Origin of the sequence: Deinococcus multiflagellatus (genome assembly GCF_020166415.1) — a bacterium.
GTDB classification, from domain to species: Bacteria; Deinococcota; Deinococci; order Deinococcales; family Deinococcaceae; genus Deinococcus; species Deinococcus multiflagellatus.
This window is the reverse complement of sequence record NZ_JAIQXV010000034.1, coordinates 1-24284: the sequence shown is the minus strand read 5'-3', so window position 1 is coordinate 24284 and position 24284 is coordinate 1. Positions and strand designations below refer to the sequence as shown.

The following is a 24284-nucleotide window of genomic DNA, read 5'->3' as shown; positions in this document are numbered from 1 at the left end:
GCTGGGGTCATACTCGAAGCTGTCGCCGCCGCTGTCGCGGTCAATTCCGGTAAAGCGGCTGTCCAGGCGGCCCACGGTCCGGTCCTGGTCACGCAGCAGCTCCTTGCAGAACCGCGCCAGGGTCACCCGCAGATCGCTGCGTAGAACAAATTCGGGGCTTAACCCGGTCAGTTCGGCGTAACGGCGCGCCACCCGCAGGCGCTCTGCGGCGCCCAGCCGCGCCCCGGCGTGCAGGGCGCGGGCGTACTCGCCGTCGGCAAATGCTTCGGCGTCGCGCAGCACGTCTGAGAGGGCGCGCTCCCCACTGAGCCGCCCGTGGTACCACGCGGTGGCGGCGGCGGTGGGCAGGTGCACCACGTACGGCAGGTCGTGACCCGGCGTGAAATCCACCGTCGAGAAATCCAGAATGGCGCTGACCAGCATGATGCCGTTCAGAAACAGGCCGTGGCGCTCTTGCAGGTAGCCGCTCAGGCCAGCGGCGCGGGTCGTGCCATAGCTCTCACCGATCAGGAACTTGGGGCTCAGCCACCGCCCGGCGCGGCTGGTCCACAGGCGGATAAAGTCCCCCACCGACTCAATGTCTTTCTGAAACCCGTGGTACTCCCCCGCCTTTTCGCCTTCGACCACCCGCGAATACCCGGTCGTGACCGGATCAATAAACACCAGATCCGAGTGGGCGAGCAGCGTACAGTCGTTGTCGGTCAGGTCGTAGGGGGGGCCAGAGAGCCGGCCTGCATCGCCCATGACCACGCGGCGCGGCCCCAGCAGCCCCAGGTGCAGCCACACCGAACTGCTGCCGGGCCCACCGTTGAAACTGAAGGTCACCGGGCGCTGGCGCGGGTCGTGGTCACCGTCCAGGGCGTAGGCCACAAAAAAGATCTGGGCGCGGGGCCGATACCCCTCGGAGGCCCCTTCTTTGCCCTGGCATTCCTCGGCCAGCACCAGGGTGCCGGTGGTGGCGGTGTAGGCCAGCTCACGGCCACCCACGGTGACCCGGTGGCGCGTGACCTTCACGTGGTCGCGTGGGCCCTGGTCCTCCTGGCCTGGGCGTTCGGGCCGCCGCACACCCACGTCCAGCTGCTCCTGGTCGTGCGCCCTGTCCCGTTCGCCGCTCATCGCTTCTCCATACCTGATGTTTTAGCGCGGCCGGGGCGCCCATGCGCGGCGGTGCGGGCTTCCTGAAGGGAGTGGTCTTCAGCTGTGGCTGCTCGCCACAGCGCTTAGACTCGGGGGGTGAGCACCGCCTCTCAAGACGATGTCTGTGAAGACACCTGCCTGCATCCCGAAGCGGTGACGCTTGCCCGGCAGCAGTTGCCCCCGCCCCCCTGTGTGGAGCAGGCCACGGCTTTTTTAAAACTCATCGCGGACCCCACCCGCTTGAAAATCCTCAGCGCGCTGCACACCACCGAACTGTGCGTGTGCGACCTTGCGGCCGTGGTGGCCATCAGCGAAAGCGCGGTCAGCCACCAACTGCGGCTGCTGCGCACCGGGCGCGTGGTGACCTCACGCAAGGAGGGCCGGGTGGTGTATTACCGCCTGCTGGATCACCACGTGACCACCACCATCCGCAACGCCCTGGAACACGCGCGCGAATAGGCGGCGCCAAGCTGCTCCCCGGGCCAGCCTGATCACTCCTCAGGATCGGGCTCGGGCGTGCCCAGCAGGCTGGCCCCAGGCACCAGGGCCGTGTCGCACAGCGCCAGAAAGGGGCGGTCATCGGCCAGGGCACTCACACCCACGGTCAAGCCCGGCGCGGACCACAGGGACAGCAGGTAGTTGACAGCGCGCTCTGGCCGGATGCTGCTGGGCAGCAGGGTCAGGCCCAGCGGGTCACGGGTCAGGCGCAGGTCCTGGCGAAATGGGGCGTCCTGAAGCCACTCAAGCAGCCCCGCACGCGCCTGATCCAGCGCCCGGGTCAGGCCATAGGGGTGGCGCAGCTGCACCAGCAAGGGCCGCCCGTGCCGTTCGGTCACCGTGACCTCCAGGCCCAGCTGTTCCAGGGCATTCAGGTGGCCAGCAGCCTGGGCCCCCAGCGTCAGGGCCGCCTCGGCCTCGGCCTGGGCTTCGCGGGTCAGGCGGCGCCACGCGGCGTCTTCCTCACCTTCGGGGGTCAGCACCACCGCGCCGTGGGCCAGCACCTGCCACGAGGTGAAGGCGGCAGGCACCGCCAGCAGTTCGTCCTCGCCCAGCCCCGTGACCGGCACCAGCGTGGCGCCCTGCAGCAGGTCCAGCACGCCGCTGGCCAGCCCAGGAGACTCGGCGGTGCCCGACGGGTCGTACAGCAGGCCCAGTGGGTTGATGAACGCGGTCAACATGCGGCCCATGCTAGGCCACACCCGGCCGCTGCACCCAGCCCCGGGCCTGACGGGGAGGCGCTGGGGGGCCTGAAGAGCTTCCCACTTCAGGCCAACGGGGTCTTCCCTGCGCCGCTGTGCCTGAGCGGCCAGTGGGCAGCCCTGTGGCCGGGCGTCCGGGGAACGGGTCCAGAGCGCAGGCCGTGCCGCCGGCCGGGGGGGCGCCCCTTGCCAGAAAGTCAGGCCTTGGGTGCCCCCCCGGCCACCGCCAGGCCCTTGACCCGCACCGTGGGCGCCCCGGTGCCAGACCAGCCCCACTGCAGGGTCTCCCCCACCGCTTCAATCTGCGCCAGCAGGTCGGTAAAGGTGCCCGCCACCGTGAAAACCTCCAGCGGGTGGGCACGCACGCCGTCCTGCAGCCAGAACCCTTCAGCCTGCAGACTGAAGTCGCCGGTCACAGGAGAGGCGCCGGCGTGTCCCCCCGAGACGCTCGTGAGCAGCACCCCGGTGACGCCCGATGTCACCTCGTCGTCGGGGGTGTGGCCCGGCTGCAGGAAGAGGTTGCTGCGCCCCACCCCCACCACGCCTTGGTAGCCCTGGCGCGCGGCGTGGCCGGTGCTGGCCTGCCCGGCGCGCGCCGCAGTCTGGGCGTTGTGAAAAAAGGCGCGCAGCTCTCCCCCGGCCATCAGGGTCAGTGGGGCGCTGGGGCACCCCTCGGCGTCAAAGGCGCGCGAGGACATACCACGGGGCAAGGTGGCGTCATCCACCAGCGTGACCAGGGCGCTGCCCACCGGCTGGCCCAACTGCCCCGCCAGCGGGCTTTTGCCTTCTTCCACCATGCGGCCACTGAACATCGGCGCAAACAGACCCAGCAACTGCGCCATGCACTCGCCCGTGATCACCACCGGAAAGGTGCCGGTGGGGGCCGGGCGCGCGCCCAGCAGCGCGAGGCTCTTCTCGGCGGCGCGTAGGGCGGTCTGGGTGGGATCCAGCGCCGTGAATTCGCGCGTGAACTGCCAGTCGCTGCCCATGCGGTTCTCCTCGCCGTCGCGCGCCAGCGGCGCGGCGTAGGTCATGGCGTGGAGGGCGCGCTGCTCGCGGCTGAGGCCCTCGGTGTTGCCCACCAGCAGTTCGGTCTGGCTGTCTTCATAGCCCAGGTAAGGCACGCTGACCACCCGGGGGTCGTGCGCCCGCGCGGCCTGTTCCAGCGTGAGGGCCACCTGCGCCTTTTGCTCGGGGGTCACGCCGCTGAGGCCCTCGCCGTACAGGTCCAGGCTGGGTGGCTCGCCCCAGGCGATCAGGGCCGCACCGGGTTCAGGGGCCGACAGCTGGGCGTTTTCCACGGCGCGTGCCAGGGCCCGGTCCAGCGCGGGGCGCGAGAGGTTCTCGGTAAAGGCCGCGCCCCACGCGCCGCCCACCAGGGCGCGCAGGCCCACCCCCTGCCGGGTGGACAGCTTGAACTCACTGACCTCGCCGCCGTGCGCCTCAATGGCGGTGGCGGCCTCGCGCTGGGCGTACACCTCCAGCGCCACGCCCTGCTCGCGGGCGCGGTCCAGCAGGTGGCGCCGGGCGGCGTCCAGGCCCAGCTGGGTGGTGTCCAGGGCCCCGGTCATGCGCGGCCCCCCACGGTGATCTCGCTGATCAGGATGTGGGGCTGGCCCACATCGGTGGGAATGCTGCCCGAGACGCTGCCGCACATCCCCTGGCCCAGCGCCAGATCGTTCGCCACGCCCACGATATTGCGAAGGTCCTGCGCGCCATTGCCCACCAGAGACGCTCCCTTGACCGGTTCGGCCAGCTCGCCGCCGCGAATGAGGTACGCCTCCCTGACGGCGAAGTTGTATTCCCCGGTGCCGGGGGTCACGCTGCCGCCGCCCATCCGCCGGGCATAAAGCCCGTACTCCACCTGCCCGATCAGCTCTTCTGGGGTCTGCGGGCCCGCTTCAATAAAGGTGGAGCGCATGCGGCTGGCCGGGGCAAAGGTGTAGTTCTGCCGCCGCCCGCTGCCGGTGCGGCGGTGGCCGGTTTTGAGCTCGCCCACCCGGTCCACCATGAACGAGGTCAGGACCCCTTTTTCAATCAGGGCCGTGCGCTGGCCCGGCAGACCCTCGTCGTCCACGCTCACCATGCCCCACGCGCCGGGCAGGGTGCCGTCGTCGGTGGCGCTCACGCACGGGTGGGCGATGGCCTGTCCCAGCTTGTCGCCAAACACGCTGGCGTTCTTTTCCACGGCGGTGGTTTCCAAGATGTGGCCGCAGGCCTCGTGGAAAATCACGCCGCCAAACTCGTTGCCGATGACGACCGGCAGCTTGCCGGCGGGCGCGTGGCCGGCGCGCAACATGGCGCCCGCCATCCGGGCGGCCTCGGCACCGATGGCTTCGGGGGTCACCGTGTCGTAGAACTCCAGGCCCTGCCCGGCCCCGGGGCCATAAAAGCCGCTCTCGCGCCACGTGCCGTCCTGGGCGATGGCGCTCACCATCAGGCGGGTCCACACCCGCTCATCCTCGGCCCACAGCCCCTCACTGTTGGCGATCAGCACGCGCTGCACCCGGTCGAGGTAGTTCACGTCCACGGTTTTCACGTCGCCCACGCCAGCGGCGGCATGGTGGGCGCGGCGCATCAGGGCCAGCTTGTCCTGCGCGCGGGCGTGCAGGGGATGCTGCTGGGCCACGTACAGCGGGCGCGCGTCATGGCGGCGGAAGTCCAGCCCGCCCGCACCCTGGCGGCTCACCTCGCCCTGCCCGGCGCGGGCGCGGGCCACATCGCCCGCCAGCTGGCGCAGCCCGGTGGGCGTGACATCGTTGGTGTAGGCGTACACCACGCGCGTGCCGTACAGCAGGCGCAGGCCCGCACCGAACAGGTTGCCGCCGCCTGCGTCGCGCACCTCGCCCTGGTGCAGGCGGTACCCGGTGTTGTGGGTGTCTTCCACGAACAGCTCGGCGAAATCGGCGCCGCCGCTGCCGGCCAGGTGCAGCACGTCGGCGCACAGGCCAGGATCAAGCAAAGAGGGGGTCTGGGTCATGGTCATGCCGGGGCAACTCCTGAGGGTGCGGGGAGGGGCCAGTGGGGCTGGCCGGGCGGGTGGGTTGTAAAGCAGACAGGCCCCAGCATGCCGCAAAACGGAGCCCGGTGCCGGGGCATGTGGGGAGGGTCAGCCGCCGCCTTGTTGCTCTCCCCCGCTGCGGTGGCCCTCCAACTTGATGCCCGTCCCTTCAGGCGCCGCTCACCCGGCGCGGCCGTGCCCCACGGAACGATGAACCCGCCCAGGAGGCGCCATGACCACATCCCTTCCTTCCGACCGCGCCGCGCCGCCCGCCCTGACCTGGGGCAGCACCCTGCTGGGGATTGGCCTGGGCGGCTTTTTCGACGGCATCGTGCTGCATCAGCTGCTGCAGTGGCACCATCTGCTCAGCAGCGTCTACGCCCCCACCACCCTGGACAACCTGAAGCTCAACACGCTGGCCGACGGCTTTTTTCACGTGGCCACCTGGGTTTTCACGGTGCTGGGGGTAGCGCTGCTCTGGAGTGGCACGCGCGGCGGCCACGCGCCCCGGCGCACCTCTGCACTGCTGGGGGGGCTGCTGCTGGGCTGGGGGCTTTTTAACGTGGTCGAGGGCCTGATTGACCATCAGCTGCTGCAGATTCACCACGTTCGCCCCGGCCCCCACCAGCTGGCCTACGACCTGGGCTTTCTGGCCTGGGGGGCGCTGATGATGATGCTGGGCGGGGCCCTGCGGCGGCGCCCACAGGCTTGAAGGTGAAGCGGTGTCCCAGATCCAGCGCACTGCTGGCCGATTGACCGACCAGGGCCGTCTTGGAAGCTCATCGTCTTTGGCGCCAGTGACGTCCGCTTCCCGGAGATTTGTCCTGGTCTGGCCCTGCGCCGCGGCCTCGTGTGTTGCAGCCAAGGGTGTTCCAGCATGTTTCGGACACCGTCCACCCTCTCCCCCACCGGCGGCCAAGCGGCGCCGCACCTGCGGTCACCGCCCGGCCCCGTTCATGCCACGATGCACCCCATGACGCGCCGACTGACCGCCCTGGCCCTGCTGCTGACGCTGGGCTTGCCCGCCTCGGCTACTGACCTGCGCCTGTACCCGGGATTTGCCGAGGTGCGCACGCCCGTCACCCTGCAGGCGACCGGCGGGCAGGCCACCCACCAGCTGCGCTTCAGCCGCGCGGCCTGGAGTTTTATTCAGCCGGGCAGCCTGACCTTTACGGGCGCGCCCCTGCGGCGGCTGGAGGTACGCCCCACCGATCTGGACTGGCTGACGACCCAGCAGGGCCAGCCGGTGCGGGTGCTGCGCGCCGGGCAAGCGCCCCTGGACGGCGTGCTGGTGCGCGCCGCCGACCTGCTGGTGCGGCTGTCGTCGGGCGAGTATCTGACCGCCGCGCCCGGCGAGCTGGCTTTTGCGGCGCTGCCCCCGCTGGACGCGCTGGCCGGTGGGGTGGCGGTGCAGCTGGAGGTGGCCGGCGAGGGCCAGGTGACCGGGGCCCTGAGCTACCGCACGCAGGCGCTGGCGTGGCAGCCCCGCTACGAACTGAACGCGGCGGGCAGCGGGGCCCGGCTGGCCGCCCTGGCCGAGATTCGCAACCGGGGCACCGAGACCTACGAGGCCCGGCAGGTGGACCTGTTCGCGGGCGATGTGCGCACCACGCCGGACAGCCTGGGCAACGAGCAGCAGTCCGGCCGAGGCGTCACGTCTGCCGCCGCCGTGATGCCGCTGCCCCAACTGCCTGGCTCAGCTGGAGTCACCAGTCTGGGCGAGGTGCGGGGCCTGCAGCGCTACGCCCTGCCCGGCGGCCTGACGCTGGGGCGCGGCGAGAGCCTGACGCTGCCGTTCGTGCAGCCGCGCCTCACGGGCTTTACGCGGTACGCGCTGATCAGCACGTACTTTGACCGCCAGGAGCGCACCGGCCGGGCCAACCGGCACTACAAATTCACCCCGGACCAGTCGCTGCCCACCGGGCCCTTGACGGTTCGCGAAGACGGCACTCTGGTGGGCACGGTAACCCTGCCAGCGGCCCAGGCCAGCCGCCCCGTTGACCTGGACCTGGGCGCCGACCACGAACTGCGGTACGTGCGCCGCGTTCAGACGCTGGGCGTGGAGAAAAACGCCGAGGGCCGGGTGCTCAGCACCACCTTTCAGGTCACCTACACCCTGATCAGCACCAAAGCGCGCTCCGTACAGGCCCAGGTGCGCGAACAGCTGTACGGCCGTTTTGTGGTGGTGGACGGCCAGCCGGCCCCCAGCCAGCAGGTGACGGTGGCGCGCCGGGTAGACGTACCCGCCGGCCAGCAGGCCACTGTCAGCTTCCGGGTGAAGCTGGGGGCGAACTGATACGGTTGCCGTTCAATCTGTGAGCGAACTGGGGAAGCACCTATTCGATCTTTCCCGGCAACCGTTCTTCCCTCGGCTCTCTGCTCAGGTCGAACAGTGACAAAACCTGTTCAACCGGAATCTGTATGCCCTCTCCCCCGACCCGCTCTGCGGCAGGTGCATGAAAGGAGCGTTAGGCACGGCGCGCACGCCCACCCATCTGCGGCGCGCATCCTCGGGCCATGAACCGCTTTGAAAAGACCGTCAAGACCCTGGACCAGCTCTGGCCTGACCTGCAGCAGGGCGACCCCAAAGCCATTCACGAAGCGCGCAAGCTGACGCGAAAGGTGCAGGCGCAACTGCGCATTGCCAGCGCCCCCAAGCGAACCAAGCGGGCGTGGCGTGACCTGCGCCGGGCCGTGGCCCCCGTGCGAGACCGGGACGCCGTGGGTCAGCACCTCTTGCAGGCGTTGAGGGAACTGGAGGTTCCGCCCCAGGCCCTGAGCGACTTTGAGCAGGCCTGGGCCGAGCGCCGGGCCCGCACCCAGGCCGAGGTCGCCCTGCCCGACCTGCCCCCGGCCGTCAAACGCCCCAAATCGTGGAAGGCGAGGGTGAAAGAAACCCTGTGCAGCGACGCCCACGAACTGCTGCGCGAGGCCGAGCAGGTGTTCCAGAGCCCCAGCACAGACCCCTGGCACGAGTGGCGCAAACACCTGAAACGTTACCGCTACACCGCCGAACTGATGGGCGACGCGCCGGAGGCCCTGCTGGCCGTGCTGGAGCAGCTGGGCCGCCTGCAAGACGCCCAGGTGGCCCAGACGATCCTGACGGAAGAAGACTGGGTGCCCCAGTACCGCGAGGCCCTGCTGCGCCGTGAAGCGGAAGCCCAGCACCACGCCCAGGCCCGCGTGCGTGACCTCTGGCCTGCGCTGAAAGCGTATCTGGAACAGCAAGAGAAAAGCTGCGACGAGTAAGGCGCAAAGCGGGTGTCGTTGGGGCAGGAAGCCTTCAGAACAGTGTGGAGCAGCAGCGGCACTCAAAGGGCTGGCGAGCCTCACAACAACCTCGAAAACAGCGAAGTGCAGGGGAGCCAGAAACGCGCTTACCCCTGCACTTGGTTTTGCTCGTCATGTGACGAGCAGTTTCAACTTCAGGCCTTGAAGCGGCTCGCCAGCGCCGAGGACGCCCGCGACAGCAGGGTTACGTCAGTCCCCACAGCCACGAAGGTGTAGCCCCACTCCAGGTAGGTGCGCGCCACCGCCTCGTCGGTGGAGAGGATGCCCGCCGCCTTCCCGGCCGCGCGAATGCGAATGGCGGCCTGCTGGATCGCCACCTGCACCTCTGGGTGACCGGGCTGCCCCAGGTGCCCCAGGCTGGCCGCCAGATCAGCCGGGCCAATGAACACGCCATTCACCCCGTCCACCGCCGCAATCTCGTCCAGCGCCGCCAGCCCTGCCGCTGATTCCACCTGCACAATCAGGCACACGCCTTCATCGGCGGCCCTCAGGTAAGCGGCGTCGCGGCCAAAGCGACTGGCGCGCGCCAGAGCCGCGCCCACACCCCGCACGCCGCGCGGCGGGTAGCGGGTGGCGGCCACCAGATCGCGGGCCTGCTCGGCGGTGTCTACCATCGGCACCACCAGCGTCTGGGCGCCAATGTCCAGCAGCTGCTTGATCAGCACGGCGCTGCCAATGGGCGGGCGCACCAGGGCGTGGGTGGGGTAGGGCGCCACCGCCTGCAAGCCCGCCAGGGTGGAACGCACGTCATTGGGGGCGTGTTCGCCGTCAATCAGCAGCCAGTCGAAGCCCGCCCCGGCACACAGCTCGGCGCTGTAGGGATCAGCCAGGGCCAGCCACAGCCCAATGAGGCGGTCACCGCGCACCAGGGCCGTCTTGAAGGCGTTCTCAGGCATGGGCCTGCCCCCGCGCTTCGCCAGCAAAACGGCAGGAAAAGCTTCCCAGCGGGCCATAGTCGAAGGTGAACACGTCGCCGCTGGCAATGTCCACTGGGCGGGTAAAGGAACCGGCCAGCACCAGCTCGCCGGCTTTCAGGCCCTCGCCGTGGGGGGCCAGCCGCTGGGCCAGCCACGCAATGCCCGCCGCCGGGTGCCCCAGCACACCCGCCGCTACCCCGGTTTCCTCAATGACGCCGTTGCGAATGCACAGGGCGGCGGCCCAGCGCAGGTCCAGGTCGTCGGGGCGCATGGCGCGGCCCCCCACGATCACGCCCGCATTGGCGGCGTTGTCGCTGATCGTGTCGGTGACCTTCCGGGGCTTGCCGGTGACGCGGCTGACCCGCTGAATGCGCGCGTCAATGATCTCGGCGGCGGGGGTCACGTACTCGGTGGCGCGCAGCACATCGAACACGGTGACGTTTGGGCCTTCCAGATCGCTCTTGAGGAGAAACGCCAGTTCCACCTCGACCTTGGGCGCCACAAAGCGCGACAGGGGAATATCCCCGTTGGGCTCGAAAAACATGTCGTCCAGCAGGGCGCCGTAATCGGGCTCGGTGATCTGCGAGGCCATCTGCATGGCGCGCGAGGTCAGGCCAATCTTGTGGCCGGTCACGCGGCGCCCGTTCGCCACCTTGTGCGCCACCCAGGCGCGCTGCACGGCGTAGGCGTCGGCAATGGTCATGCCGGGAAAGCGCTCGCTGAAGGGCGGCAGGGGAGAGCCGCTGGCTTCGGCGGCCTCCAGTTCCTGCGCCAGAAGGGCCAGCTGGTCGTCGGGAATACAGCGCTGATCGGGTGTCATTGGTGCTCCTTGGGTGTGGGTCCATCAGTTATGAGAACGAATGAAGTGAAGCGGGGAGGTGGGAATGCGGGCGTTCAGGTAGGGCATCAACGGCTCGGCTCAAAGGTGGGCGTCACGGCGAGAATCCGCCTCGATCACGGGCCGGGGGCGGAACTGTCCCCCCAGCTGTCCCGCCCGCTGCCTAGGGTAGAGGCATGTCGCCCCACCTGCGCCGGCCCCTTTCCACTCCGCCTGCCCGCCTGCGGCTGGCGATGCTCGGCTCGGCCCTGCTGGGCGCCGCACTGGGGGCGGCCCAGCCGGGAGCGATGCCCACGCCCCGGCCCCAAACCGTGAAAGCCAGCACTGCGCCGGGCAGCGGCGCCACGTTCACGGTGCAGGCGGTGCCGCTGCCCGCCGGTTTTCGGCACGCCTTCGCCCTGGCCCTGAACAACAAAGGCCACGTCCTGTTCGTGGCGCACCCGGGCGCCCAGGCCCGCGCCGACGACACCGACGTGCTGCACCTGTGGACCGGAGGAACGCCCCGGGCCCTGCCCCTGCCCGCCAGCTTCAAAACGGGCGAGCTGGCCTCCTCGGTTGGCCGGACCTGCCTGGCGGACGATGGGCGCTTCGTGCTGAACACCTTTTCCGAGCAGCTCCCCCTCTTCTTCAGCGGAGGCCGGTTGACCCCCCTGCCTCTCCCTGACCCCAACATTTTCATTCAGAACTGCGCGCCTGACCTGACGGCGGTGGCGAGCGACCTGAATACAGGAGAAAGCTACCTGTGGCAGGCGGCGACAGGCGCTGTCCAGCCCCTGCCGGTGAGCGGTGCCCACGACGTGAACCGTGCCGGCCAGGTGGTGGCCGACAGCGCCGTGCAGCGCCCAGAAGGCCTGTACAACGTGGACAGGAAGGTGTGGCAGCCCCAGTTCATCAACGAGGCCGGGCTGATTCTGGGCGAGGACGTGGCCGGCGACGGCGCCACGCTCTACGTGTGGCCGGCGAATGCGGCGCAGCCCGCCCAGGTGCAGCGCCCCGCTGGCACCGACGCCGTGTTTGCGCAGGACCTGAACGAGAAGGGGCAGGCGCTGGTGGGCTATCTGGACGATCAGTTCATCTACACCCACGCCACGCGCACCTACCGCCCTATTCGGGTGGAAGGCTGGCGCATCCAGGGGACCTACGCCCTGAACGACCAGGGCTGGGTACTGGCCCAGGCGATCCAGAACGGGCAAAGGGCGGTGCGAACGGTGATCCTGAAACCGAAGTGAGGGCAAAGGCCATTGAGTGCAGACAGCCTCAATGGCCCTGGGGCGAACGGGATGAGTCTCCGATACGGACAGCGGCTGGAATAGAGGCGCGGCGCGGTGACAGGCGGCTTTCACCCCACCCGCCGCCGCGCCGCGCACTCGGCCCATCCTCAGATCACATGCACCGGAATGCCCGTCAGGTCGCCCGCCACGGCCGGCACCACACCGCCGTCAAAGGCTTCCATGTCCGAGGCCTCCTCAAACCAGCTGCGCGGCGTCTTGGCGCCCCACAGGGTCTGGCGGCGCGGGTCGTCACGCAGCCAGCGGATGGGCTCGAAATCCGGGTCCACGGTCACGTAGTCGCTGGTGTACAGCTCAATGCGGTGGCCGTCCGGGTCGCGGATATACAGGAAAAAGGCGTTAGACACGCCGTGGCGCCCTGGGCCGCGCTCAATGCGCTCGGGCTGGCGCGCGCCGGCCAGAATGTCGCAGGTGCGCACAATGGCGGTGATGTCGGGCATCCAGTAGGCCCAGTGGTGCAGCCGGGGGCCCGCGCCGTTCGTCAGGGCGAGGTCGTGCACGCCACCCCGGCGCTGAATCCAGGCGGCCCAGTAGCGCTCCTGCTCGTCCACCGTGTACTCCGACAGGCGGAAGCCCAGTTCGTCCATGTACCAGCGCATGGTGCGCTCCACGTCCGGCACCATGACGTTCACATGGTCCACGCGCTGCAGCCCCGGGCCCCGGTGCAGGTGGTAGTCCTGCAGCAGCCAGCGGTGCTTCTGGCTTTCGTGGTAAAAGGCCACCGGAATGCCAAAGGGGTCCTGCAGCCGCAGCAGGCGCGGGCGGTCCAGTTCCTCTTCCCAGCGGTACGGCAGGCCCTGGCGCTCGGCCAGCGCCACCAGGGCGTCCAGGTCGGCCTCGCCGGCCACCCGGTAGGCGAGGTGACGCACGCGGGCGTGGTCCTCCTGCACCAGTTTCAGGGTCCATTCACGGTCTTCCACGCCGCGCAGGTACAGGGCCCCGGGTTCCTCGTGCAGCACGTTCATGCCCAGCAGGTCCACGTAGAATTCGCGGCTGGCTTCCAGGCTGCGTACGGTCAGCACCGCGTGGGCAATACGGACCACATTGGGGCGAAGGGGGGAGAGGTCAGTCATCGGCGGCCACCGCCTGGGGCGCGCCGGCCTGGTTCAGGAACGCCTGAATACGCTCCACGTAGGGCTGCTTGTTGTAGACCTCGTACAGCGCGGAGTGCATGCGCACCGGGTCGCCGAAAAAGAACTTCTCGTACAGGCTCTGACGCCCGCCAAAGCTGCTCATGGACATGTCCCAGGCGAGGCGGAAGAGTTTGAGGCGCTCGTCGGCGCTGGCGGCCCCGGCCTGCAGGTACTTCTGAATCTGCGGGCCCAGCGGGCCCTCGCGGTCGGCCTTGCTGGGCATCATGATGATGCCGCTCGCGCCCAGCAACTGCAGCAGTTCGGGCAGACGGGCGTACACCGCCGGGTAGTAGTTGCGCGCGGCGTCCAGCGGGCCACGGGCGGGGGTCATCACGCCGTACCCGTTGGGCTGGGCGCCGGCCACCGCCGCCACCTCCAGCGCCTTCATGATCTCCAGCGTCACGATGATTTCCGCGACCTTGCTCTGCACATGCTGGAACTGCCCGGAGCCAATCGCGTTCACGATGGCCTGCGCGGTACCCAGGAAGGCTTCGGTCTTGGCGACCTTCAGGTTCACCACCTGATAGGCCATGTGCAGCACGGCGTCGGTGCCGGCATACGCCTTGTTCGCCAGTTCCACGTCGTACAGCAGGAACACGCGCTCCCAGGGCACCAGCACGTCGTCAAAGATCACGAAGGCGTCCTGCTCGTCAAAGCGGCTGCCCAGTGGGTGGTCTTCGGGGTCGCGGCCAAGGTCAAAGGGCTCGCGGCACTGGAACGACAGGCCCGGGGCGTTGCAGGGCAGCGCAAAGCCCATCGCGTACTTGCTCTTGTCGGCGTTTTCCTTCAACACCGTGCTGGGAAACACCAGAATCTCGTCGGCAATGGGCAGCGTGGCCATCATGCGCGCGCCGCGCACAATCACGCCTTCCTCGGTTTCCTCCACCACACCCAGCGCGATGTAGGGGTCGGGCATCTCGCTGGCCTGCTTGGCGCGGTTCACCTGCGGGTTGGTGAGCGCGTGGGTCAGGCACAGGTCGTTCTCGCGCACGAACTCAAAGTAGCGGCGCATGTTGGCGGCGAAGTCGCGCCTGGGGTCGCCCTTCACGCTGGCGCTGCACGCCCCGAAGTAGTCGGCGCCCACACCGGCGGCCATCACGTTCGCGTTCATGTAGTCCGGCGCGCGGCCCAGAAAGCCCAGGGCATAGTTGGCCCGCACGCGGTGGGCTTCGCCAATTTTCGCCAGATCCTCTTTCGTGCGCGGCACCATGAACGAGGTGGCGTAGCGCTGGCCGTTCTCCTCGAAGGTGAGCAGGTCACGCAGCTCGGGCTGGTGCTGCAGGTCATACAGCCCCGCAAGGCTGTGGGCCATGTTGCGGGTGGCGGGGTGGGTGGTGGGGTCGGTGACCCGCTGCCCGTCAATGTACAGGGTCGGCGGGTTCTGCCGCAGACGGTCTAAAAACTCCTGGCCAGTGATAGCGCCCATACGTTTACCCTTCCTTTCCGGCGAGGCCGGTGTAGGTGGAATCCACAAAAATGCCGCCCTGCCGCTGCTCGGTGATGTCGCTGGGGTCACCGTGCAGGTGCTCGACCTGCGGCGCGTAGTCTTCGGCGTCGTCCTGGGGCTCGTAGCCCAGCACGTCCCAGCCTTCGGGGGTCATCCAGCGCCGGGTGTTGCCGCTGATGCCGGCCACGACCAGAAAGCCCACGTCCGGCGCGGTGACGGCCCGCGCGAACAGCTGCGCGGCGTCGCGCGGCGAGAGCCAGGTGGACAGGTGCCGGGCGTCCCTGGGCTGCGGCTGGAAGGAGCAGATGCGCACGCTGACGAACTCCAGGCCGAAGCGGTCCACGTACATGCGGCCCAGCGCTTCTCCGAAGACCTTGCTGACCCCGTAGTAGGTGTCGGGCCGCACCGGTACGTCCGGTCCAATCGGCTCGCGGGGATAAAAGCCCACGGTGTGAATGCTGGACGCAAAGGCCACGCGTTGTACGCCGACCTGCCGCGCGGCTTCCAGCACATGGTAGGTGCCGTCCATGTTCACGTCGCGGATGCGCTCGTAAGTGTGCTCGTTGGCAATGCCGCCCAGGTGAATCACGGCGTCCACGCCCTGCATGGCGGCCTGCACCTGGGCCATGTCGGTGAGGTCGGCGGGGGCCAGTTCCTCGCCCGGCGCCGTCTCCCCCAGGTCGCGGTGGTCCGAAAGGCGCAGGGTGTACTCGCCAGCGGGCAGAAAGTCGCGCAGCTGCTGGCGCAGGGCGGTGCCGACTTCGCCAGCGGCCCCGGTGATGAGGATGGTGGTCATCCTTCGACCACGCTGGGATCGAGTTTGGGCGGTGCCGAGACCCCCAACTTCGCCGTCTTGTGCGTGCCTAGCGAGATGGCGATGTTCTTCGTCTCCATGTAGAACTCGAAGGAGTAGTCGCCGCCGTCGCGGCCAATCCCGCTGTTTTTCACGCCACCAAAGGGCGTGGGCAGGTGGCGCACGTTCTCGCTGTTGACCCAGATCATCCCCGCCTCCAGGCCCTGGGCGAAGCGGTGGGCACGCGTCAGATCGTTGGTCCACAGGTAGCCGGCCAGGCCGTAGCGCACGTCGTTGGCGAGGCTCAGGGCCTCGGCTTCATCTTTGAAGGGAATGGCCGTCAGCACGGGGCCAAAGATTTCCTCCTGGGCAATGCGCATGTCGTTGCGCGCGCCTGTGAAGAGGGTGGGCGTCACGAAATTGCCTTCCTGGCCCACGCGCTCGCCGCCCGCCGCAATGGTCGCGCCCTCGTCGCGCGCCGTGCCGAAGTACGACATCACCTTGTCAAAGTGGCGGGGGTGCACCAGCGGGCCCACCTCGGTGTCGGGGTCCAGGGGGTCGCCCACGCGAATGTTGCGCGCGCGCTCGGCAATGCGGGCGGTGAATTCGTCGTAGATGCCGTCCTGAATCAGGACGCGGCTGGAGCTGGTGCAGCGCTCACCGTTCAGGCTGTAGATCATGAACACCACGGCGTCCAGGGCCTTGTCGAGGTCGGCGTCGTCGAACACCACGACCGGGTTCTTGCCGCCCAGCTCGAAGTGCACGCGCTTGAGGGTCGCGGCCCCCTGGCGCATGATGTGACTGCCGGTGGTGGTTTCGCCCACGAAGGCAATGGCGTGAATCAGTGGGTGTTCGGTCAGGGCCTTGCCGGCGCTCTCGCCGTAACCGTGCACGAGGTTGTGCACCCCCTTAGGCAGCCCGGCCTCGTCCATGATTTCGGCCAGTAGGGTGGCAGTCACCGGACTCCACTCGGCGGGCTTGTGGACCACCGTGCAGCCAGCGGCCAGCGCCGGGGCAATTTTCCAGGTGGACAGCATGAAGGGCGTGTTCCACGGGGTAATCACGCCGACCGGGCCGATGGGCTGGCGCAGGGTGTAGTTGATAAACCCGGGTGCCGGTAGGCTCTGGCCGTCCTGCGCCCCGGGCGCGCGGTCGGCGTAGAAGCGGAAGTTCTCAGCGCCGCGCGTGGCCGCCGACTTCATGAAGCGAATGGCCTGCCCGGTGTCCAGGCTTTCCAGCACAGCAATGTCCTGCGCGCGTTGCTCGATCAGATCGGCAATGCGGTGCAGAATCTTGCGCCGCTCGGCCCCGCCCACCTCCTTCCAGGTCTGGAAGGCGTCGTGGGCGGCGCGGGCGGCCCGGTCAATGTCGGCGGCGTCCCCGCTGGCGACGGTGGTGAGCAGACGGTTATCGACGGGCGAGTGCGCCTCAAAGGTCTGGCCGCTCTGGGCGTCTACCCACTGGCCGCCGATCCAGTGTTTGAGGCCGCCTTTCAAGCGGCTCTCGCGCAGTTGCGCGGCCAGGGCGTGGTTGGGACTGAGGGTCTGGGTCATGGTTGCTCCTTGGTGGGGGTCACGTTTGGGGGCACCGGATTTGAGATCGAGTAAGCCAGGAAGTGCTCTCGCAGCAGGAGACGGTCTCCGCGCTGCGCCGTGAGTTCATTGCGGCGCAGGTTCAGGTGATAGGTGACGCCGCCGGGCGCCTGCCAGGTGTAGAGGCCTGTGAACCCCTGTGGACTGCGCAAGCGAAGGTCAGCCGGAGAGACGCCGCCCCTCACCAGCACGCCCGGTGTGCCATCGAAGTTGCGGGTGGCATAGGTGGCCTGACCGCCGCTTTCCCACACGATCACCGTACGCTTGCCCGTGACCCCCAGGAAAGCCGCCTGAGGCACGTAGCGGCAGGGGTGGGCCACGTCGCTCAGGGTGAAGGCGTTCACGCGCGTCATGCGGTAAGCGGGGTCCAGCACATTTTCCACATTGCTCAGGTGCAGGTCGCCGGGCACCCAGGCGGCGCCGTTGCGCCAGCGCAGGGGATAGTGCACCTGCCCCGCCCCCGTGTCTGCCTCACCCACCACGGCGTCAACGCGGAAGGGGGCACCCAGGCCAGCACGCGTCTTGGTCCAGGAAACCAGGGGCGCTGCGGCGCCCGCAGCGCCTGACCAGGGGCCCAGAGCCACCACCGCTCCCGGCGCGTCACACCAGGCGAAGGCCGGGCGCATGGTGCCGCCTATGTTCACGAAGGAGCGCATCTCAAAACGGGGGCCCTGGGCCGACGCCGTGACGGTCAGGGCGGCCAGCAAACTGAGCAGCAATCGGGGCATGGGGCGAGTCTCCTCCGGCGGCGTAAGGCGGGGATGGTCAGGCGCTCAGCGCCCGTCCCACTCGCCTTCCTTGCTTTCCTGCCCGGTGATGGGCTCGGCGAGGTCGTCTTCCATCTGAATGTCGTTTTGCAGCACACCCAGGCCCTCGACCTCCAGCGTCATCACGTCGCCGGGGTGAACGTGGGAGATGCCCTTGGGTGTGCCCGTCAGGATCACGTCGTCTTTTTGCAGGGTCATGAAGCGCGAAATGTGCTCGATCAGTTCGGGAATCGAGAAGATCATGTCGCGCGTGCTGCCTTCCTGCCGCAGTTCGCCGTTCACATGGGCGGTCAGGCGCAGGTTGTGGGGATCGGCAATCTCGTCGGCGGTCACGTAGTACGGCCCCAGGGGCCCGAAGGTGTCCCAGCCCTTGCCGCGCAGGGGCGGGCGGAAGGTGTTCGTCACGTAGTCGCGCACCACAAGGTCGTTGCCAATGGTGTAGCCGCCCACGTAGTCCAGCGCGTCCTTGGCCTTCACGCGGCGGGCGTCGCGGCCCATGATCACGCCCAGTTCCACCTCGTAGTGCATGAACTGCGCGCCGCGCGGGTAGATGACCGTGCCGCCGTGGGGCAGCAGCGTGGTGTTCGGCTTCCAGAACAGGGCAGGTTCCTTGGGCTGGGTCAGGCCCAGTTCCCCGGCGTGGTCGTTGTAGTTCAGGGCCAGCGCAATGACCTTGGGCGGGTCCACCGGCAGACGGAACTGCACCTGCGCGGGATCGTGGGCCACACCAGCGGCGTCAACCAGCTGACCTTGGTGGAGGTGGCCGTTCAGGCTGCGGCCCCCGGCAATGAAACGGGCGTATTTCACGGGCAAACTCCTGTGGGTGCTGCGCGCGGCAGCCAATGAACATGGATTTCAGGCCAGCATAGACGGGCCAGGGGCTGAGCGTGTTGTGCAAAGCCACAACCTGGGCGCTGCGAGGTGTAGGTTGGAACAGTGAACCCTGGTCCCCGGCAAACAGCCCCTCACACCCTGCTGCCGACCAGCCCCCCGCAGAGTGCAGCCGTGCTGGACAGGCTGCAGGCGGCCCTGGCCGATCCCCACCCAGAAGAGGCCCTGATGCAGGAGGCCGCGCGCCTCACCGGCGGATACGCCGAACTGCGCGCCAGCTGGGGCGACGTGGTGGCCAGTGCGGGGCGGGCCGCAGGGCCCCAGGTGGCGGTGCGCCTGGAGCATGGGGGGCGGCATGTGGGCCTGCTGGTCACAGCTTTTGACCCGGCGTGGGCGGCCTTTGTGCCGGTGTTGCAGGCGTATGCGCTGCTGGCCCGGTTGCAAGCGGCAGCGGCGGGGGCGGCGCGGCGCCGGGTGGGCGAGCGCGCGCTGGACGCGTTGCTGGCTGGCCGGGACGCCCACTTGCCCGGGCTGGACGGTCCCTTCGCGCTGGCGGTGGGCGCCTTTGGCGATGAGGGGCCCAGCGACGAGCAGGCCCTGGACGTGTTGGCCGGCGCGGGCGAGGGCTATTTTCAGCAGCGGCGCCTGCTGGGCCACTCTACGGTGCAGGGCAGGCGGGCGGTGTGGCTGTGGCGCAGCCTGGACCTGGGCCGCGAAGCGCAGGAACTCCACCGCGCTCTGGCCGCGTCCACGAACCGGGGCGTGCGCCTGGGCATCAGCGCGCGCAGCCACCAGCCGCCGAACAGCGCAGGGGTCACCCATGCGTTCGGGCAAGCCCAGCAGGCCCTCCGAACGGTGCCCAGGGCAGGCGGCGGCGTCCTGTTTGAACAGACTGACCCTCTTCATGACCTGATAGACAGCGGTGCGCTCGCCACGCTGCACACGCAGCTGATGACCCAACTGGCCGCTCTGAAGGATGGCGGGCGCGTTGAGCGCACGCTGCGACACTACCTTCACCATCCTGGCAGCCTGGCCGAGCTGGCACAGGCGGAGGGTGTACACGTCAACACGATCCGCGCCCGCTTGAAGAGGGCCGAAGAGGTGCTGGGACAACCCTTAAGTCACCCGGCTCTGCTGGGCCGCCTCTACCTGGCTTTCGCGGGTGACAAGGCGTAAAGAGGTGAAGGCCGTTTGCTCGTCACATGACGAGCAGATCTGTTTGGCTCAGGGGTCGAGGGTGCTGGGAGGCGTGGGAACGCCACCAGAGCAGCAAAAATCTGTGAAGGTGGTCAGGCATATGGAGGAGGAAGGGCCGTGTTGATGCTGCGGGGCTTCAATCGCCGCTTGACCAGTGACGGTCTGTGCGCATGGGCTTCGGGGTTTGCAGGGTTCTGCTGGCATTGTCTCAAGCTGTAATCCACCCGAGAGCGGGCGGCACTCCCCGCCAGGGTTACGCCGCACCGGTGCGTGCGCGAGCCACTGATCCGTGAACCTGCGTCTGAAGAGTGCAGCGCCGCCGGTCCTGAACCTCGTGGACGACGGCACCCGGGCGTGGGTGCTCCGCTCTATGGCAACGTCAATCCCCGGCTGATGGGCCTGCTCGCAGACGCAGTTCAGGAACGTGGCAGGCCCCGGGGACCACGGATCGATCACAGGCCAGCGTTCACGAGAAGGGGACTGAACCAGTGGGCATGCGCCCAGGGCATTGCCTGTCAGCTTATCGGACCTGGAACGTCCGTCCAGAACGCCTCCAGTGAACGCGGCAACGGCCGGATGCGGGACGAATTCCTGAACGTCCACCCATTCCCAAGGGTGCCGCAAGCAAAGCTCAGCTTGGCGATCTGACATCGGAACGGCAACGGTGTGCCGCCGCACAGGCCGCCCGAAACTTCACGCCACACAAGTTCACTCGCCAACTGGCCGGCTGAAGCACGCTGCACCCAGTCGGGGCGGACCGAACAGGGGATGAACGTCATCTGACAATGGATTGAACAGTGTTCAAGCGTGGCAAGTGACCCAGGGAAGAAAGGTCGCCTGGGCCGCTTGACTCGCTGCCCCCCTCCCGCTTCGCCGCTCTGCGAGTCCGCCACGAGGGGGAAGGAGAAAAACAGCGTGGTGGTCAGGCTGTTCTCTGCAGACTGCTGAACCTGTCCGTACCGTTGATCTGCAGCGATGCTCCTCGAATGTGCGCCCTGCCGAAACTGAGTGGATGGACCATCAACGGTTTTGAGGTGTACAGATGAGGTTCAGTCTCCATGGCACGGCAGCTTCGGGTTGATGTGGTCACCGTCCGCACCCCTGTTCCCCTGACCTCCTGAAGCAAGTAGGCCACTTCTGGAACTGTTCCCCAGGAGTGGCCCGTCTGCCACGGCGCATGGGATGGCCCCGGCGCCCCTGCAGTCCTCAACGGAACGGCGCGAGCAGCACGAGGAGCAGCAGGCCGCCCACCACCCAGTGCGCCAGCCCCGCAAGGACCAGTGTGATTGCTGCGCCGGCCGCGTCACGCATGTTCATGCTGGAGCGCACCGCCAGAAACCCGAAGTAGACCATCACCAGGGAGATCAGGGCACTGATCAGCCAGCCCAACAGGGGAATAACGCCTATCAAGGTGCCCGCGATAGTCAGCGGGACAAAGAACAGGGCGAACGAGTACGCCACCTCTGGGTAGGTGCCGGTGCCCTGAAAGAAGGTGCGGCCAATCAGGTACACCGCGCCGGTGAAGACCGCGAACTGCACAGGAATGCTGATCAGGCGCGTGAACAGTTGACCCAGCACCGTGACGTCAGTGTGAAACATGGCGAAGAACGCCGCAATCACCGCTGAGATGCCAGCGGCCAGCAGCACGTATGTAAAGGCCTGCGGGGTGCCGCCGCGACGTTCGAAGCGTTCGAAGGTGGCGGTGCTGGGCTGCGCGAGGACGGCCGCACTCTGCGCGAACATGTCACGGAAGCTGGCGTCAACCGGGGTGCGGGTCGGGGGGATCATGCCCCACAGTACGCCCTGCAGCTGCGCTGGGTTGCCGGGGCGGCCCAGCGGATGAAGGCAGGGAGACATTTTGCGAACGAAACGGCGTAACGTTTGGTCGGCCAGGCCCCATCTTTTCTCACCGCATGGGGCTCCAACAACACCAGCCGCATTGCGGTCGCGGTCGCGTGCCCAACCCCAGTGCGGGCACCACCCCCTAGCGGTTCAGCATGACCTCTGTGGTGGCGAATGAAGCCACCACCCGCGTCGCCCAGAGCCTGCAGGGGCAAGGCCACGACAGCCTGGTCGCCGACCGCGCCGCAGCAGGCGTCACTAACATTTGCGCGCTGGCCGACAGCAGTTCCGACCACCACCATGTGCGCCCCACGCGTCGCCGTGACTGCTGGCGTTGACGGCAACGCCACGCTGGGCCCAGCACGCCCCACCCCCGCCGACGTGGAGGCCGCGCCTAGAACGGGGAATATCCAGCCCTTTCCTGACTGTTTCGGAATTGGACGGCAGTCCGTATCAGACGCCATCACTTCAAAGAACAGGAGCGTGATCCGGCCGGCTCCAGCTGGGAAGACGGGGCCAACTGGCCACTCAGCAGAAGCGGGGCCGCGCTGAATGGCCTTGCTGGTTCAGCGTGCTGTTCTCCACACCCTTCCATTAACGGCCCAGTAACGCTGAGTTTCCCACACTGCGGCTGGATTGCGCAGCGACAACACAGCGGCCCCTGTTCCCGGACAGGCGCCACACCTGGCTGGCATCCAGGAGGCCATTATGAATTCCACTCTCGCCCAAGCCACCGCCACCGCCGAGCACCTCTGGCACACCGCTGAAGTTCATGGCCGCGCCGAAACGGTCAACCGTGGCCTGCAGCGGCAGACCTTCACCGCCGCCCTGGCGGCGCCCACGGCCGACACACCCAGCAGCAGCAGCCTAAACGATCTCCTCAATGGGGTGGGCACGGCGCCCGGCGCCACCACCGTGGTGACGGTGCCGGCCGCGCCAGCCACAGGCGACATCGCGCTGGTGCAGAACGTACAGACGCTCGATTCGTATATCGCCACACTGACGGCCCTGGTGATGTACAACAACCACCCGGCGCCCTACGACCTGTCTGATCCCAAGCAGGCCGCCCAGTTCGTGATTGATCTGGCCAATGCCCGCAACTACGTGGTGACCGGGGGGACGGTCAAAGCCATTCCCATGTACCTCCCGATGGGCGAGGCCAGCACCCAGACCATCAACAAGAGCACGACCTCGGCCGACCTGCATCTCGAATTGCTCAGTGCCATGTTCGGCGCGCTGGGGCTGCCGGCCGCCGTGATGACGGAGCTGGACGGCATCCTGACCGAGGTCAATCAGTCCCTGCAGAGTCTGAAGCTGTCGTTCGAGACCCAGAGCCAGACCCTGAACCACTTTGTGAGCTTCTATCACCTCGTGCCGGTGGAGGGCTCCAATCCAGTGATCAACAGCATGCGGGTGGAGTTTATCTACCTTCAGCTCAATCAGAGCTCCTGGAAGGCGGCCGTGGGCAAATCCTCAGTGGACCACTTCACATTGGACGTGACCATGACCCGCACCACGGCCACGATGAGCGCCGGCATTGTGGCGGCCAACGCCTCGAATATCGTCAACGCCCTTATGCAGCTGACCGCCAATGATCCCAGCACGATCTCCAAGATGACGGGCATGAAAGGTGTGAAGACCTAACGCTCACTGAGGCAGCGGGGAAGAGCAACGAACTGAGCTTCAGGGAAACAGTGCCTGGCCGGCAGCGGGACCAGTTGCCGGCCTGGAGGACCTATGGGTATCAATGCAGATTTTCTGATCAAACACGTTCGGCCCGCCGATATGGAGGCGTACAACCTGATCTGCAATGCGCGGGGGGCAGGCAGTCTCCATGATTATCTTGTGCAGGCGGGGGTCACCCCGCAACAGATAGACACGGCGTTCAACCTGTGGGCGGGCCTGGCGGTGCTGGACATCGGCACGCCGGCCAACCTCCCTGCCTATGCCAACGCGGCCATTGCCATTTCCCAGGCACGTTGGCAGGAGTTCTATCAGACGGCCGCGTCCACCATCATGTTCCTGAATGGGCCGTTGCTCCGGGAACTGTCGTATCAGAGTGAGCGGCATGCAGGGGCGAACTTCGACTTTGATCCAGCGGAACAGATCCCACTGGCGATCACCGTGCCCCAGCATGGCAACCAGGTCCAGGTGCAGCGCAACCTTAACGGCGCCCACCTGACCTCGGATGCCCATGGAAATGCCTGTCACTTCGCTGGGCTGTTCTGAGTCTGAGAGAGGTGCCGTTCAAATGAGGCGTTCCGCAGCCCACCCGAAGGCAGGCTGCAACCAATGGCCTCGCGCCAAACACGCAGATCTGGCAGTTTCAATCCTCAGCCCACCCGAAGGCGGGCTGCAACCCACCTGCACGGCTACCACCGGCGCCGGGGGCGTGTTTCAATCCTCAGCCCACCCGAAGGCGGGCTGCAACCAGCGAGTCCGAATCTGGCGTCTGGGACGTCGCGGTTTCAATCCTCAGCCCACCCGAAGGCGGGCTGCAACCGGGGACGCTCACGGTGAGACGGGCGGGCCCGGCGTTTCAATCCTCAGCCCACCCGAAGGCGGGCTGCAACCTGGGGCGGGAGTGGCGCAGAGGGACTGCTCTGGTTTCAATCCTCAGCCCACCCGAAGGCGGGCTGCAACGCCAGCGACGAGATCCGCTGGGCCAGCATGGGGTGTTTCAATCCTCAGCCCACCCGAAGGCGGGCTGCAACAAGGACGTCACCACCAAAGTCTGGGGCATTCCTGGGGTTTCAATCCTCAGCCCACCCGAAGGCGGGCTGCAACCGTGCACCGGTTAGACAGCCCGATGCGGACACGTTTCAATCCTCAGCCCACCCGAAGGCGGGCTGCAACGAGATCGCTGGCTTTGCCATCACCAAGGACACCGTGGTTTCAATCCTCAGCCCACCCGAAGGCGGGCTGCAACGGTCGCTGATCATCTGCTCTTCGGTGGTGTCGTGGTTTCAATCCTCAGCCCACCCGAAGGCGGGCTGCAACGGCTGGATAA

Annotated in this window: 23 protein-coding genes and 1 CRISPR repeat array; of the genes, 10 read left to right on the top strand and 13 right to left on the bottom strand. The window is 67.7% G+C overall.

Annotated elements, in window-relative coordinates:
• The coding region (locus K7W41_RS22645) for a S10 family peptidase (protein WP_224612763.1) at nucleotides 1-1116 on the bottom strand (1116 nt) is incomplete at its 3' end.
• Between the two features lie 117 nt (nucleotides 1117-1233).
• Here K7W41_RS22645 and K7W41_RS22640 point away from each other — a divergent pair.
• On the top strand, nucleotides 1234-1596 hold the full coding sequence (locus K7W41_RS22640; RefSeq protein ID WP_224612762.1) for an ArsR/SmtB family transcription factor: 363 nt from the start codon (nucleotides 1234-1236) through the stop codon (nucleotides 1594-1596).
• 32 nt (nucleotides 1597-1628) lie between these two features.
• Here K7W41_RS22640 and K7W41_RS22635 read toward each other — a convergent pair whose 3' ends face one another.
• The 3 genes from K7W41_RS22635 to K7W41_RS22625 form a co-directional block, all read right to left on the bottom strand.
• Entirely contained in the window at nucleotides 1629-2315 is a 687-nt protein-coding gene (locus tag K7W41_RS22635; RefSeq protein ID WP_224612761.1) for an HAD family hydrolase, read from the bottom strand.
• A gap of 218 nt (nucleotides 2316-2533) precedes the next feature.
• Entirely contained in the window at nucleotides 2534-3907 is a 1374-nt protein-coding gene (locus K7W41_RS22630) for a TldD/PmbA family protein (RefSeq protein WP_224612760.1), read from the bottom strand.
• Nucleotides 3904-5322 (bottom strand): TldD/PmbA family protein, encoded by a 1419-nt coding sequence (locus K7W41_RS22625; protein ID WP_224612759.1) that lies wholly within the window; start codon nucleotides 5320-5322, stop codon nucleotides 3904-3906. Before K7W41_RS22625 ends, K7W41_RS22630 begins: the two co-directional genes overlap by 4 nt.
• Nucleotides 5323-5569: 247 nt before the next feature.
• On the opposite strand from K7W41_RS22625, the gene K7W41_RS22620 reads away from it, so the two are divergent.
• The 3 genes from K7W41_RS22620 (at nucleotide 5570) to K7W41_RS22610 (ending at nucleotide 8586) form a co-directional block, all read left to right on the top strand.
• The gene (locus tag K7W41_RS22620; RefSeq protein ID WP_224612758.1) at nucleotides 5570-6049 is read left to right on the top strand and encodes a DUF2243 domain-containing protein; all 480 of its coding nucleotides are present in this window, start codon (nucleotides 5570-5572) and stop codon (nucleotides 6047-6049) included.
• A gap of 261 nt (nucleotides 6050-6310) precedes the next feature.
• Nucleotides 6311-7633 carry a hypothetical protein gene (locus K7W41_RS22615; RefSeq protein WP_224612757.1) on the top strand — a complete coding sequence of 441 codons (1323 nt, stop codon included), beginning with the start codon at nucleotides 6311-6313 and terminating at the stop codon, nucleotides 7631-7633.
• A 221-nt stretch (nucleotides 7634-7854) separates the two neighbouring features.
• Entirely contained in the window at nucleotides 7855-8586 is a 732-nt protein-coding gene (locus K7W41_RS22610; protein WP_224612756.1) for a CHAD domain-containing protein, read from the top strand.
• 176 nt (nucleotides 8587-8762) lie between these two features.
• On the opposite strand, the gene hpaI is transcribed toward K7W41_RS22610, so the two are convergent.
• Both hpaI and hpaH read right to left on the bottom strand, forming a co-directional pair.
• Nucleotides 8763-9524: a 4-hydroxy-2-oxoheptanedioate aldolase gene (gene hpaI, locus K7W41_RS22605; RefSeq protein ID WP_224612754.1), complete on the bottom strand. Its 762-nt coding sequence runs from the start codon at nucleotides 9522-9524 to the stop codon at nucleotides 8763-8765.
• Entirely contained in the window at nucleotides 9517-10365 is an 849-nt protein-coding gene (gene hpaH, locus K7W41_RS22600; RefSeq protein WP_224612752.1) for a 2-oxo-hept-4-ene-1,7-dioate hydratase, read from the bottom strand. Before hpaH ends, hpaI begins: the two co-directional genes overlap by 8 nt.
• A gap of 194 nt (nucleotides 10366-10559) precedes the next feature.
• Here hpaH and K7W41_RS22595 point away from each other — a divergent pair, with 194 nt between their 5' ends.
• On the top strand, nucleotides 10560-11612 hold the full coding sequence (locus K7W41_RS22595; protein ID WP_224612750.1) for a hypothetical protein: 1053 nt from the start codon (nucleotides 10560-10562) through the stop codon (nucleotides 11610-11612).
• A gap of 149 nt (nucleotides 11613-11761) precedes the next feature.
• Here the strand turns inward: K7W41_RS22595 and hpaD are convergent, their stop codons facing one another.
• The 6 genes from hpaD to K7W41_RS22565 are packed head-to-tail and all read right to left on the bottom strand — an operon-like array spanning nucleotide 11762 to nucleotide 18211.
• Nucleotides 11762-12745 carry a 3,4-dihydroxyphenylacetate 2,3-dioxygenase gene (hpaD, locus tag K7W41_RS22590; RefSeq protein ID WP_224612748.1) on the bottom strand — a complete coding sequence of 328 codons (984 nt, stop codon included), beginning with the start codon at nucleotides 12743-12745 and terminating at the stop codon, nucleotides 11762-11764.
• On the bottom strand, nucleotides 12738-14231 hold the full coding sequence (gene hpaB, locus K7W41_RS22585) for a 4-hydroxyphenylacetate 3-monooxygenase, oxygenase component (protein WP_224612746.1): 1494 nt from the start codon (nucleotides 14229-14231) through the stop codon (nucleotides 12738-12740). Before hpaB ends, hpaD begins: the two co-directional genes overlap by 8 nt.
• A 4-nt stretch (nucleotides 14232-14235) precedes the next feature.
• Nucleotides 14236-15048 carry an NAD-dependent epimerase/dehydratase family protein gene (locus K7W41_RS22580; protein ID WP_224612744.1) on the bottom strand — a complete coding sequence of 271 codons (813 nt, stop codon included), beginning with the start codon at nucleotides 15046-15048 and terminating at the stop codon, nucleotides 14236-14238.
• The gene (hpaE, locus tag K7W41_RS22575) at nucleotides 15045-16598 is read right to left on the bottom strand and encodes a 5-carboxymethyl-2-hydroxymuconate semialdehyde dehydrogenase (protein WP_224612742.1); all 1554 of its coding nucleotides are present in this window, start codon (nucleotides 16596-16598) and stop codon (nucleotides 15045-15047) included. The genes K7W41_RS22580 and hpaE overlap by 4 nt, the downstream gene beginning before the upstream one ends.
• Nucleotides 16595-17365, bottom strand: a complete 771-nt coding sequence (locus K7W41_RS22570; RefSeq protein WP_224612741.1) for a hypothetical protein — start codon at nucleotides 17363-17365, stop codon at nucleotides 16595-16597. The genes hpaE and K7W41_RS22570 overlap by 4 nt, the downstream gene beginning before the upstream one ends.
• A gap of 45 nt (nucleotides 17366-17410) precedes the next feature.
• The gene (locus K7W41_RS22565; protein WP_224612740.1) at nucleotides 17411-18211 is read right to left on the bottom strand and encodes a fumarylacetoacetate hydrolase family protein; all 801 of its coding nucleotides are present in this window, start codon (nucleotides 18209-18211) and stop codon (nucleotides 17411-17413) included.
• A gap of 198 nt (nucleotides 18212-18409) precedes the next feature.
• Between K7W41_RS22565 and K7W41_RS22560 the strand changes: the two genes are divergently transcribed.
• Entirely contained in the window at nucleotides 18410-19411 is a 1002-nt protein-coding gene (locus K7W41_RS22560; protein WP_224612739.1) for a PucR family transcriptional regulator, read from the top strand.
• Nucleotides 19412-19825: 414 nt separating this feature from the next.
• Nucleotides 19826-20080 carry an integrase core domain-containing protein gene (locus tag K7W41_RS23845; RefSeq protein WP_224612764.1) on the top strand — a complete coding sequence of 85 codons (255 nt, stop codon included), beginning with the start codon at nucleotides 19826-19828 and terminating at the stop codon, nucleotides 20078-20080.
• A gap of 558 nt (nucleotides 20081-20638) precedes the next feature.
• Here the strand turns inward: K7W41_RS23845 and K7W41_RS22550 are convergent.
• Nucleotides 20639-21220: a YIP1 family protein gene (locus K7W41_RS22550; protein WP_224612738.1), complete on the bottom strand. Its 582-nt coding sequence runs from the start codon at nucleotides 21218-21220 to the stop codon at nucleotides 20639-20641.
• 209 nt (nucleotides 21221-21429) lie between these two features.
• On the opposite strand from K7W41_RS22550, the gene K7W41_RS22545 reads away from it, so the two are divergent.
• From K7W41_RS22545 to K7W41_RS22535, 3 genes are all read left to right on the top strand, one after another.
• Nucleotides 21430-21612 (top strand): hypothetical protein, encoded by a 183-nt coding sequence (locus tag K7W41_RS22545; protein WP_224612737.1) that lies wholly within the window; start codon nucleotides 21430-21432, stop codon nucleotides 21610-21612.
• Between the two features lie 370 nt (nucleotides 21613-21982).
• Nucleotides 21983-22918 carry a hypothetical protein gene (locus K7W41_RS22540; RefSeq protein ID WP_224612736.1) on the top strand — a complete coding sequence of 312 codons (936 nt, stop codon included), beginning with the start codon at nucleotides 21983-21985 and terminating at the stop codon, nucleotides 22916-22918.
• A 93-nt stretch (nucleotides 22919-23011) separates the two neighbouring features.
• Nucleotides 23012-23503 (top strand): hypothetical protein, encoded by a 492-nt coding sequence (locus tag K7W41_RS22535; protein WP_224612735.1) that lies wholly within the window; start codon nucleotides 23012-23014, stop codon nucleotides 23501-23503.
• 24 nt (nucleotides 23504-23527) lie between these two features.
• A CRISPR array of direct repeats spans nucleotides 23528-24274; the repeat unit is 37 nt; unit sequence GTTTCAATCCTCAGCCCACCCGAAGGCGGGCTGCAAC.
• Between the last annotated feature and the right edge of the window lie 10 nt (nucleotides 24275-24284).

What these genes read in the sequence shown, in the direction of transcription:
- K7W41_RS22635 (WP_224612761.1), bottom strand. Translation starts at nt 2,315, where the DNA reads ATGTTGACCGCGTTCATCAACCCACTGGGCCTGCTGTACGACCCGTCG.
- K7W41_RS22630 (WP_224612760.1), bottom strand. Translation starts at nt 3,907, where the DNA reads ATGACCGGGGCCCTGGACACCACCCAGCTGGGCCTGGACGCCGCCCGG.
- K7W41_RS22625 (WP_224612759.1), bottom strand. Translation starts at nt 5,322, where the DNA reads ATGACCATGACCCAGACCCCCTCTTTGCTTGATCCTGGCCTGTGCGCC.
- K7W41_RS22620 (WP_224612758.1), top strand. Translation starts at nt 5,570, where the DNA reads ATGACCACATCCCTTCCTTCCGACCGCGCCGCGCCGCCCGCCCTGACC.
- K7W41_RS22615 (WP_224612757.1), top strand. Translation starts at nt 6,311, where the DNA reads ATGACGCGCCGACTGACCGCCCTGGCCCTGCTGCTGACGCTGGGCTTG.
- K7W41_RS22610 (WP_224612756.1), top strand. Translation starts at nt 7,855, where the DNA reads ATGAACCGCTTTGAAAAGACCGTCAAGACCCTGGACCAGCTCTGGCCT.
- hpaI (WP_224612754.1), bottom strand. Translation starts at nt 9,524, where the DNA reads ATGCCTGAGAACGCCTTCAAGACGGCCCTGGTGCGCGGTGACCGCCTC.
- hpaH (WP_224612752.1), bottom strand. Translation starts at nt 10,365, where the DNA reads ATGACACCCGATCAGCGCTGTATTCCCGACGACCAGCTGGCCCTTCTG.
- K7W41_RS22595 (WP_224612750.1), top strand. Translation starts at nt 10,560, where the DNA reads ATGTCGCCCCACCTGCGCCGGCCCCTTTCCACTCCGCCTGCCCGCCTG.
- hpaD (WP_224612748.1), bottom strand. Translation starts at nt 12,745, where the DNA reads ATGACTGACCTCTCCCCCCTTCGCCCCAATGTGGTCCGTATTGCCCAC.
- hpaB (WP_224612746.1), bottom strand. Translation starts at nt 14,231, where the DNA reads ATGGGCGCTATCACTGGCCAGGAGTTTTTAGACCGTCTGCGGCAGAAC.
- K7W41_RS22580 (WP_224612744.1), bottom strand. Translation starts at nt 15,048, where the DNA reads ATGACCACCATCCTCATCACCGGGGCCGCTGGCGAAGTCGGCACCGCC.
- hpaE (WP_224612742.1), bottom strand. Translation starts at nt 16,598, where the DNA reads ATGACCCAGACCCTCAGTCCCAACCACGCCCTGGCCGCGCAACTGCGC.
- K7W41_RS22570 (WP_224612741.1), bottom strand. Translation starts at nt 17,365, where the DNA reads ATGCCCCGATTGCTGCTCAGTTTGCTGGCCGCCCTGACCGTCACGGCG.
- K7W41_RS23845 (WP_224612764.1), top strand. Translation starts at nt 19,826, where the DNA reads ATGGGCCTGCTCGCAGACGCAGTTCAGGAACGTGGCAGGCCCCGGGGA.
- K7W41_RS22550 (WP_224612738.1), bottom strand. Translation starts at nt 21,220, where the DNA reads ATGATCCCCCCGACCCGCACCCCGGTTGACGCCAGCTTCCGTGACATG.
- K7W41_RS22545 (WP_224612737.1), top strand. Translation starts at nt 21,430, where the DNA reads ATGACCTCTGTGGTGGCGAATGAAGCCACCACCCGCGTCGCCCAGAGC.
- K7W41_RS22540 (WP_224612736.1), top strand. Translation starts at nt 21,983, where the DNA reads ATGAATTCCACTCTCGCCCAAGCCACCGCCACCGCCGAGCACCTCTGG.
- K7W41_RS22535 (WP_224612735.1), top strand. Translation starts at nt 23,012, where the DNA reads ATGGGTATCAATGCAGATTTTCTGATCAAACACGTTCGGCCCGCCGAT.